The sequence below is a fragment of the Oerskovia sp. NPDC060287 genome (assembly GCF_042726775.1).
Taxonomy (GTDB): domain Bacteria; phylum Actinomycetota; class Actinomycetes; order Actinomycetales; family Cellulomonadaceae; genus Oerskovia; species Oerskovia merdavium.
Genome location: NZ_JBHXBO010000154.1, coordinates 1 through 10,030 on the forward strand (window position 1 = coordinate 1; position 10,030 = coordinate 10,030).

5 protein-coding genes are annotated in these 10,030 nt (G+C 71.7%); 3 read left to right on the top strand and 2 right to left on the bottom strand.

What is annotated here, in order from left to right; genetic code table 11:
• Positions 1 to 25: 25 nt before the first annotated feature.
• Both ACFWFR_RS13545 and ACFWFR_RS13550 read right to left on the bottom strand, forming a co-directional pair.
• Positions 26 to 1,036: a CorA family divalent cation transporter gene (locus tag ACFWFR_RS13545; protein ID WP_377623301.1), complete on the bottom strand. Its 1,011-nt coding sequence runs from the start codon at positions 1,034 to 1,036 to the stop codon at positions 26 to 28.
• The gene (locus tag ACFWFR_RS13550) at positions 1,033 to 1,335 is read right to left on the bottom strand and encodes a hypothetical protein (RefSeq protein ID WP_377623302.1); all 303 of its coding nucleotides are present in this window, start codon (positions 1,333 to 1,335) and stop codon (positions 1,033 to 1,035) included. Before ACFWFR_RS13550 ends, ACFWFR_RS13545 begins: the two co-directional genes overlap by 4 nt.
• A 461-nt stretch (positions 1,336 to 1,796) precedes the next feature.
• On the opposite strand from ACFWFR_RS13550, the gene ACFWFR_RS13555 reads away from it, so the two are divergent.
• From ACFWFR_RS13555 to ACFWFR_RS13565, 3 genes are all read left to right on the top strand, one after another.
• Positions 1,797 to 4,826, top strand: coding sequence for a LuxR C-terminal-related transcriptional regulator (locus ACFWFR_RS13555; RefSeq protein WP_377623303.1), 3,030 nt, complete (start codon positions 1,797 to 1,799; stop codon positions 4,824 to 4,826).
• A 209-nt stretch (positions 4,827 to 5,035) separates the two neighbouring features.
• A complete protein-coding gene (locus ACFWFR_RS13560; RefSeq protein ID WP_377623304.1) occupies positions 5,036 to 6,985 on the top strand; it encodes a glycosyl hydrolase family 18 protein in 1,950 nt (649 codons plus the stop codon).
• A gap of 264 nt (positions 6,986 to 7,249) precedes the next feature.
• Positions 7,250 to 9,871 carry a glycosyl hydrolase family 18 protein gene (locus ACFWFR_RS13565; RefSeq protein WP_377623305.1) on the top strand — a complete coding sequence of 874 codons (2,622 nt, stop codon included), beginning with the start codon at positions 7,250 to 7,252 and terminating at the stop codon, positions 9,869 to 9,871.
• The last annotated feature ends 159 nt before the right edge of the window (positions 9,872 to 10,030 follow it).

Below are 10,030 nucleotides of genomic sequence, written 5' to 3' on the forward strand. Positions count from 1 at the left end.
TCGGCGCGTCCGGGGGCGCGAGCGGTCAGCGCAGCCAGCCTCGCCGCTTGATGTAGACGAGCGGGATCACGGCCGCCACGAGGGTCACGAGCACGATCCACGGGAAGCCGAGCTCCCACTCGAGCTCGGGCATGCGCGTGAAGTTCATGCCGTAGAACGACGTGATGAGCGTCGGGGGCAGGAACACGGCCGTGATGATCGTGAAGACCTTGACGATCTGGTTCTGCTTGACGTCGAGCGAGGTCATGATCGCCTGCTGCAGGTAGCGGACCTTGTCGTGCTCGAAGCTCGCGTGCTCCTTGACGCCGTCGATGTCCGCGATGAGGGTCTCGACGAGCCCTGCGAGCACGGGGTCGGTGTCGGCGATCTCGCTGCGCAGGTGCCGCGCGGCCCGCGCGAGCGAGAGCTGCGACTCCTGCGTGCTGGAGACGATCTCCTCGGCCCGGTTCATGCGGGAGATGGTGCCCTGCATGTCGGTCACGCCGATCTCCCGACCTCGCCGGTCGTAGCCCAGCGTGGCCTCCTCGATCTGGTCCGACATCTCCTCGAGCAGGTCGCTCGCGTGGTGGATGACGCGCTCGGCGGCCTCGTTGAGCGCGTAGACGAGGGCGTACATGACGCCGTACGACGACTGCACCAGCCGCGGTGTGCGCCGCATCCGCGCGATGGCCTTGTCGAAGATCGGGTAGTGCCTGGTGGGCTGGAGCGTCGCGACGCGGTCGGGGGACAGCGCGAACACGAGCGTCTCGCGGGCGACCCGTTCTCCTTGCCGGTACGTCGCGACGACGGGCAGGTACACGTGCTCGTCGGTCTCCCAGACCCGCCCGCCGGCGACCGCGAAGTCGACGCCCTCGTCGCGGGCGTGCTGGAGCGCACCGGGGTCCTGGGACGCGACCTGGAGCCAGTGGCGGCGCAGCGTGCGGGGGTCGAAGCGCTGTCCCGGGGCGGGGGAGGAGCGCGTGGTCGGCGTGGGCTGGACCCTGTGCGCGTCGTGCGCGCCGGGCGACTCGAGCAGGGTGGGCGGCGTGGTGGTCACGGGGTCACCTCCTGCACGGGCACGCGGCCCGACGGCGTCGCACCGGGTCCCGCGGTCGAGTTCACAGCGGAGGACGTCACCGCGGTGGTGGGAGCCTCCGGAGCCGCGTCCGCTCGCGAGGCCACGAGGTGGGTCCCGAGCAGGGCCGTGCAGATGAACAGGTAGAGGCCGATCGTGAAGGTGATCGACTGTCGTTCGAGGTTGGGCCGGGCGGGCGCGGGGTCGCCGCGTCGCGCGTGCGGCACGCGACCGCCGAACGTGGTGGGGCGTGCGGTGCTGAGGTGGGTCGTCGTCGACATGCTGGTCCTTCCCGGCGCCGTGCTCTCGACGGTGCCGACCGGACGCCGGGCCCGACGGCGCGCGAGAGCGCGGGGTCGAGGAGCGGCGGGGGAAACGGTGCACGGAGCGCACTGGCGACCGCCCCGGAAGGCCGGCCGGAAGGGCTGACGAAGGTCAGCGGGCAGGACGAAGGGGTGCGAACGCGCAGTGCGGGGATCTATGACTGCTGCCGTCCTGCATCGCTCTCACCTCCTTCTCATCTGCTTCTGGTTCCGTGCACGTACTGAGGTACCGAGCATTCGGCAGTCAGGACGGAGGGACGAGGTCACCCTAGACCTGGTCTCCGGTGGCGGCAAGCCACCACGGGGGAGACCGTCGTGGACACGCACGGGTAACAGCACAGGATGCCTGGCTTTACGTCGGGTTGTTAACATTCCTGAGAGTCGTCCGGCCATCGTTGCCCCGGACGGGAGGGTCTGACATGCCAGCCAGCCAGCAAGACTTCCTGACCTCAGAGCAGGGACGCGCGTCCCGCACGGCCATCGAGCACCGGCCGGAGAGGCTGTCCTCGCGGAGGGCGGAGATCGACCTCGCGCTGGCCGCGGTCGCGGACGGCCGCGGCGCCTTCGTGTGGTCGGGCGAGCCGGGCATGGGTGCGAGCACCACGCTCGAGCTCGTCCACGAGGCTCTCCACGAGACGCAGGGGCCTCGCCAGCCGCTCGTCCTGCGGGTCGCGCAGAGCGTCGGCGCGCAGCGTTCGGGGGGCGCGGTTCGGTCGATCGTCTCGCAGCTGGCCCAGGCGACAGGGCGCCACGTCCCCGACCGCCTGGTGCGCCCGCTCGACGTCGCGGACCCCGAGTACGGGTACCTCCCGGAGGTCGGCGCCGTCGCTCTCGCGGAGTACCTCGAGGAGTCGGTCCCCGACCGGACGGTCGTGCTGCTCGCCGACGACCTCCACCTGGTCGACGAGATCAGCCGGGCCGTGATCGTGGGGCTCGTGGCCCAGCGACGCGCCTCGCTCGTCCTGCTCGCGACGTCGGTCCCGGGCGGGTTCGAGCGCCCGCTGCCGTACCCCGTCGAGGTGCGTGAGCTCGCCCCGCTCGGGCCCGCGGAGGCCCTGCACCTCCTCCTCGTCGAGGAGAGGCTGTCCGTCGCCCCGCACGTCGCCGCGAGGCTGTCGACGCACCTGGCGGGGAACGCCGCCGCGATCTCGCAGACCGCCCGGACGCTCTCGACCGAGCAGCTCGCCGGGACCGCCATCCTGCCGGACCCGCTCCCGCCGGTCCCCGCGGTGCGCAGGCTGCTCGGCGAGCGCCTCGGCGAGCTCGCGCCCGACGAGCGACGCGCGCTGCTGGTTGCGGCGGTCGCGGTCGTCGAACGCACCGACATCCTCCTCGCCGCCTCGGGCCTGAGCATCGAGGAGGTCCTCGACGGCCCCCTCTCGGGGTACCTGTCGCTGGTCTCGGGAAGGTTCGCCTTCACGGACCCCCGCGTCCGCTCGCTCGTGCACGGCGAGGCGCGGCTCGCGGACAAGACCGCAGCGCACCTGCGCCTGGCCACGGTCCACACCGCGGTCGACGAGCAGGACATCGCGACCTGGCACACGGCGCTCGCGACCCTCGCGGGCGACGCGGCGCTGGTCCCCGGCCTGGTGTCCCTCGCGCAGCGCCTGCTCGACCGGGGCGACGTCGTCTGGGCGCACGAGGTAGCGCGCGAGGCCGCCAGCCAGGCCACGGGGACCGAGCGCGGGGAGGCCTACGTCCTCGCCGGCACCGCTGCGCTCCAGTCCGGGCACGTGCACGACGCCGCGGACTGGCTGCGGCGGGCCGCCCGCTGCGAGGGCGCCGTGAGCGCGGCCCAGATCCTCGGCCCGCTGGTCGTCGCGCTCACGCACGTCCAGGGGCAGGTTCCCGACGACGTGATCGCGCCCTACCTCGCGCTCGCCGACACCGACGACGCGTGCACGTGCTGCGTCGACCGGGACGGAAACCCACGGGAAGCGGCTGGAAGCTGCGAGATCGGGGACGTCGTGCGCGGGCTGACGAGCGCAGCCACGCTGCATGCCGAGCGAGGCGACGGCGTCGCGGCCGCGCAGGCGTTCGACGCGGCCAAGCGCCTGGCCCGGCGCTGCACGCAGGGCGTCGGGGGCCTGGAAATCACCCGTTCCTGGCTCGCGAACTACGGGGTCGGGGAGCGCGGCGGAGGACCGTGCACACCGGGTTCGGCCCTCACCGCGGAGCAGGAGGCCTACTCCCAGGTCAGCCGCGCGATCTCGCTCGCGGACGAGGACGCGCTCGACGTCGCGGGCCAGGCGCTCGCGAGCGCGGTCGCGAACCTCGCCCCGGTGCACTCCGGGGGCCGCTGGTTCGACACCCCGGCGGGGGCCGTGACCCCGTACGTCGAGGCGCACCTGCGCCTCGCACAGGTCCTGGTCCACTTCTGGTCGGGGAACATCACCAGGGCGCGCCGCGAGCTCGAGGAGGCGGCCTTCCGGCTCCCCGTCGGTCTGCCGTTCGCGGGGACCGGCGTCGCGGTCGCCCGGCGCCTCGACATGGCGGTCCACGGGAGCGTCGGGACGCTCGCGACGGCGCTCGAGGAGACGTGCTCGTGCCCGACGTCGCGCCCGGTCCGGCTCGGCCTCCTGGTCGACCGGGCCATCGGGGCGTCGTTCGCGCGGCACCACACCCAGGCGGCGACCCTGCTCGAGCTCGCGGCGGAGACCGACCGACGGGACTGCGCGCACATGCTGCACCTGCCGGGCATGGACGACGTCGAGGCGTGGGTGCTCGCGGGACGGCCCGACGCGGCCGAGCGCGCCCTCGCCCGGCGCAGGGTCGAGGCCAAGGACCTCTCCCCGGCGAACCGGGTCGCGACGCTCGCCCGCGCGGAGATCGCCCTGGCGCGTCCGGAGGACGCGGTCGTGCTGCGCGACGCGGTCGCGTCGGCGGGTCGCGGGATCGCCTCGCCGTTCGAGCACGGCCGCACCGAGCTGTGCCTGGGGCGCGCGCTCACCCGGTGGGGGGACCTGCCCGCTGCGCACGAGCACCTGCTCTCGGCGGTCGAGCTCCTCACGCAGTCGGGTGCGCGGGCGTGGGCCCGGCAGGCGCACGAGGAGCTGACGAGGGTTCTCGCGCTGCTCGACGACGGCCTCGCGACGCCCGACGCCCGTCTCGCCCCGGATGTGCACGCCGGTCCCGGTACCCCGGGCGGAGCCGGGGTGAGGACGGGAGCGACGTCGTCGGGCCTGGGGAGGCCACGGCTCGCCGCGCGCGAGAGCGACGTGTCCGACGACGCGCTCGACGAGCTGCGCGGGCGGTGGTCCGACGAGCTGACCGAGCGAGAGCTCGACGTCGCGCTCCTCGTGGTGCAGGGCGGTTCCAACCGTGAGGCCGCGGACCAGCTCTACCTCTCCGTCCGCACGGTCGAGGTGCACCTGGGACGCGTCTTCCGCAAGCTCGGGGTGCGCTCGCGGGTCGAGCTCGCGGTGCTCGCGCACCGCGTCGGACGCTGAGGGCCCACGGCGTCGGGCGCTGAGAGCACGTACGTCCGCGGACGGTACGTACGGGGGAACACCTACGCGGACCCGTGTATGTACGCGAGGTGAACAATGTGGGAAACGCTGATTCACGAGGGCGTGGTCGCTCCCTAGGGTCGGGGTGTTCCTGGGCAACGACGTCCGGGGTCACCGGGCCGAGCGCCCCCACCCAGTGAGGTAGACACATGCGACTGAGAACCCCACGAGGCCACGCGAGGAAGGTGGCCGCGGGACTGACCGCGACGGCCCTGCTCGCCGCGTCCCTGGTCGCCGGCACCGGCGCCGCGACCGCAGCCCCGGTCCCCGCAGCCACCGCGACCGCCACCTCTGGCGACAGCGCGATCAACGGCTACCGCAACGTCGCGTACTTCACCCAGTGGGGTGTGTACGGGCGTGACTTCAAGATGAAGGAGCTCCAGGACTCCGGCGCCGCCGCGGACCTGACGCACCTCAACTACGCGTTCGGCAACATCCACCACCAGACCCTCACGTGCTTCGAGGCCAACAAGGCGCAGGGGACCGGCCCCAACGGGTCCGACGGCGCGGGCGACGCGTGGGCCGACTACGGCATGGGCTACACCGCGGCCAACTCGGTCGCGGGCGTGGCCGACGCCTGGGACCAGCCGCTCGCAGGCTCGTTCAACCAGATCAAGCAGCTCAAGGCCAAGAACCCCCAGCTCAAGGCCATGCTCTCGATCGGCGGCTGGACCTGGTCCAAGAACTTCTCCAAGGCCGCCGCGACCGACGCGAGCCGCAAGAAGCTCGTGTCCTCGTGCATCGACCTGTACCTGAAGGGCAACCTGCCCGTCGTCGACGGCCGCGGTGGCGCCGGTTCGGCAGCGGGCGTGTTCGACGGCTTCGACATCGACTGGGAGTGGCCCGGCTCGCTCAACGGCGAGGTCGGCAACATCGTCGACGTCGCGAACGACAAGGCGAACTTCAAGGCGCTCCTCAAGGAGTTCCGCACCCAGCTCGACGCGTACGGCGCCACGACGGGCAAGCACTACCAGCTCAGCGCGTTCCTCCCGGCCAACCCCGACGACATCGCGTCCGGCGGGTGGAACGACCCGGAGAACTACCGGTACCTCGACTTCGGGAACATCCAGGGCTACGACCTGCACGGTGCCTGGAACAAGACCCTCACGGGCCACCAGGGCAACCTGTACGACGACCCGACCGACACGCGTCCCGCGGACAAGCGGTACAGCGTCGACAAGGCCGTCAAGGCCTACCTCGACGCAGGAGTCCCGGCCAAGCAGCTCACGGTGGGCCTCGCGATGTACGGGCGCGGCTGGAAGGGCGCGACGTCGTCGGCCCCCTGGGGCGTCGCGACCGATGCAGGGCCCGGCACGTGGGAGGCCGGCAACGAGGACTACGACAAGCTGAAGAACCTCGGCACGGGGTACTTCGACCCGGTATCCGTGGCCTCCTGGCGCTACGACGGCAACCAGTGGTGGAGCTTCGACGACCCGAGGTCCGTCGGTGTGAAGGGCGACTACATCGCCGGCAAGAAGCTCGGCGGGGCCATGTGGTGGGACCTCACGGGCAACCAGGACGGCTCGCTGCTCAAGGGGCTCGCGACGAAGTTCCGCGCCGCTGCGACCGGGCCGGTCGAGGGCGGCTCGACCGGTGGTGACCCGACCGGGACGGATCCGACGGGCACCGACCCGACGGGTACTGACCCGACCGGGACGGACCCGACGGGCACCGACCCGACAGGGACGGACCCGACGGGCGGGACGGGGACGACGTGCGCGCCGGCCTGGTCTGCGAGCAGCCCCTACAACGGTGGCGCGACGGTGTCCCACGGCGGCAAGAACTACAAGGCCAAGTGGTGGACCCTGAACGAGACCCCCGGCACGGCTGGGAGCCCCTGGGAGCTCGTCGCCGCGTGCGGCACGACCGACCCGACGGGTGGCACGACCGGTGGGACGACGGGCGGCACGACCGGTTCCACCGGTGGCACGACGGGCACGGGGACGTGCACCGCACCGGCCTGGTCCGCTTCCGCGACCTACTCGGGCGGCGCGACCGTCTCTCACCAGGGTCAGAAGTACACGGCCAAGTGGTGGACGCAGAACAACGTGCCCGGAGCCGAGCAGTACGGCCCGTGGCAGGCGCTCGGCGCCTGCTGACAGCCGAGCCGGGGGCGGGCTACCCCGCCCCGCCCCCGGCTCGCACCCCCGGCCCCCGCCGAGGACCGACGCCCCACGAGGCTCGGTCGTCGGCGGGACCCACGGAGCGGCTCTCCGCCGCCGGACCGGGGTCGGTCGCGCAGGGGCATCGCCTCGTGCCCGACCGACCCCGGGTCCAGCCCCTCCTCCCGCAGGGTGACGCCCTGCGGTCCTCTGCGCTGCATGCACACCGTGTGCCGCGCTCCGCACAACGAAGGCAGATTCATGCACGTGAAACTCACCGGGCACCGCGCTCGGGTCGGCGCGGCCCTCGCGACGACGGCAGCGTTGCTCGCGACGATGGTCGTCACGGCCACCGCCACGTCCTCGACCGCAGCCACGGCCTGCGCGCCTGCGTGGTCCTCGACGGCCACCTACACCGGGTCCGCGACAGCCTCGTACGGCGGCGTGAACTACCGCGCGAAGTGGTGGACGCAGGGCAACGTCCCGGGAACCGAGACGACGAGCCCCTGGGAGTCCCAGGGGGTGTGCGGCACCCCCGACCCGACAGGGACGCCCGACCCCACGGGGACGGCCACCCCTGACCCCACGGGGACGCCCGACCCCACGGGGACGGCCACCCCCGACCCCACGGGGACGCCCACGCCGCCCGTGACCCCGGCGACGGGCCACGAGGCGTGCCGTCCCGACGGTATGTACAAGACCCCCGGCGTCGACGTGCCCTACTGCGACGTCTACGACGCCGACGGCCGGGAGAAGCTCCCCAACGGGCTCGACCGCCGCGTGATCGGGTACTTCTCGAGCTGGCGCACGGGTGCCAACGGGCAGCCTCGCTACCTCGCGAGCGACATCCCGTGGGACAAGCTCTCGCACATCAACTACGCGTTCGCCCACGTGGGTGCGGACAACAAGATCTCGGTCAACGCGCAGGCGGCCGGCAACGCGTCGACGGGCATGACGTGGCCTGGCGTCGCCGGTGCGGAGATGGACCCGAGCCTGCCGTACCAGGGGCACTTCAACCTGCTCGCGAAGTACAAGAAGGCGAACCCGGGCGTCAAGGTGATCCCCGCCGTCGGCGGCTGGGCCGAGACGGGTGGGTACTTCGACGCGGACGGCAAGCGCGTCGCGTCCGGCGGTTTCTACACCATGACGGAGTCCCAGGCGAAGATCGACACGTTCGCGGACTCGACGGTCGCGTTCATCCGTCAGTACGGGTTCGACGGCATCGACATCGACTACGAGTACCCCACGTCCAACAAGGGCGCGGGCAACCCGGACGACTTCGCGTTCTCGGACGCCAAGCGCGACAAGCACTTCCAGGGGTACGTGAACCTGCTCAAGACTCTTCGCGAGAAGCTCGACAGGGCGGGGGCCGAGGACGGCGAGTACTACATGCTGACGACCGCGACGCCGTCGTCGGGATGGCTGCTGCGGGGGATGGAGGCCTTCCAGGTCGTCCAGTACCTCGACTACGTCAACCTCATGTCCTACGACCTGCACGGTGCGTGGAACGAGCACGTCGGCGGCAACTCGCCGTTGTTCGACGACGGCAAGGACCCCGAGCTCACGGCCGCGGGCGTCTACACGGCGTACCAGGGCATGGGCTACCTCAACGGCGACTGGGCCGCGCACTACTTCCGCGGCGCCATGCCGGCCGGGCGGGTCAATCTCGGTGTCGGTTTCTACACGCGGGGGTTCCAGGGCGTCCAGGGCGGCGTCGACGGCATGGGGGGCAAGGCGGTCCCGCCGTCGGGCTTCGCGTGCCCGGCGGGCACCAACGGCAAGTGCGGTTACGGGGCCGAGGGCGTCGACAACCTCTGGTTCGACTCCGATCCCCAGGGCAACGCGGTCCCGGCGGGTGTGAACCCGATCTGGCACGCGCTCAACCTCCAGAAGGGCATCGCGGGCGACTACGCGGCCTCCTACAAGGTCCCGACGGCGGTCACGGGCTCGTACGAGCACCACTTCGATCCCGTGACCAAGAACGAGTGGTGGTGGAACGCGAGCAAGAAGGTCTTCCTCTCGGGGGACACGACGCAGGCCATCGGAGCCAAGACCGACTACGTCGCGGACACGGGACTCGGCGGCATCATGATCTGGGAGCTCGCGGGCGACTACGGCTACAACTCGGCCAAGGGGCAGTACGAGATCGGCCAGACCATGGTCGACCTCATGCACTCGAAGTTGAGCGCCACGACCGCCTACGGGGCCACCAAGGCCAACGCCGACCGGGTCATGCCCCAGCAGGCGATCGACATGAGCATCGACTACACCCAGTTCGCGCTCGGGGACAGCAACTACCCGATCAACCCGAAGGTCGTCTTCACCAACCGGTCGAAGACCGACATCCCGGCGGGGGCGACCATCTCTTTCCAGTACGGGACGACCGACACGGGCGAGATGAGCGACTGGTCCGGCATGAAGACCGCGACGGTCACGAAGGGGCACGCGGGCCCGAACGTCGGTGGGCTCAAGGGTGACTTCCACACCGCGCAGTTCACGGTGCCCCTCGGGGGGATCCCCGCGGGCGGCAGCATCACGAACCAGCTGAAGTGGACCATGCCGATCGCGCAGTTCTCGAACGTGATCGTCACGATCGGCGGCGTGTCGTACTCGACGACCTACGACCACCCGCGGGGCGTCACGGTCGTCGAGCCCACGGGCGGCACGACGGGTGGCAGCACGGGCGGTACAGGTGGCACCACCGGGGGCTCGACCGGTGGGACGGGGACGTGCCTCGCGGCCGCCTGGTCCGCGACCGAGACCTACACGGGCGGCAAGGTGGTCAGCCACGCCGGCCGCACGTGGACGGCGAAGTACTGGACCCAGGGCGAGGCCCCGGGCTCCCAGCAGTGGGGCGCCTGGGCCGACAGCGGCGCGTGCTGACGACCTGAGACCCTCGCCGGACCCGGCCCGGGCTCGGTACCCGGGGTACGGGTTTTCCCTTACCCCGCGAGCAAGGATGTGGGATCCCCTCATCTCCCTCCCGGCCCGGCATCAGTAGCGTGAAATCGTCCGAGGCCCCGGCGCGACTCTCCCCAGTGA

Coding starts and splice junctions, on each gene's coding strand:
- ACFWFR_RS13550 (WP_377623302.1), bottom strand. CDS start 1,335: ATGTCGACGACGACCCACCTCAGCACCGCACGCCCCACCACGTTCGGC.
- ACFWFR_RS13555 (WP_377623303.1), top strand. CDS start 1,797: ATGCCAGCCAGCCAGCAAGACTTCCTGACCTCAGAGCAGGGACGCGCG.
- ACFWFR_RS13560 (WP_377623304.1), top strand. CDS start 5,036: ATGCGACTGAGAACCCCACGAGGCCACGCGAGGAAGGTGGCCGCGGGA.
- ACFWFR_RS13565 (WP_377623305.1), top strand. CDS start 7,250: ATGCACGTGAAACTCACCGGGCACCGCGCTCGGGTCGGCGCGGCCCTC.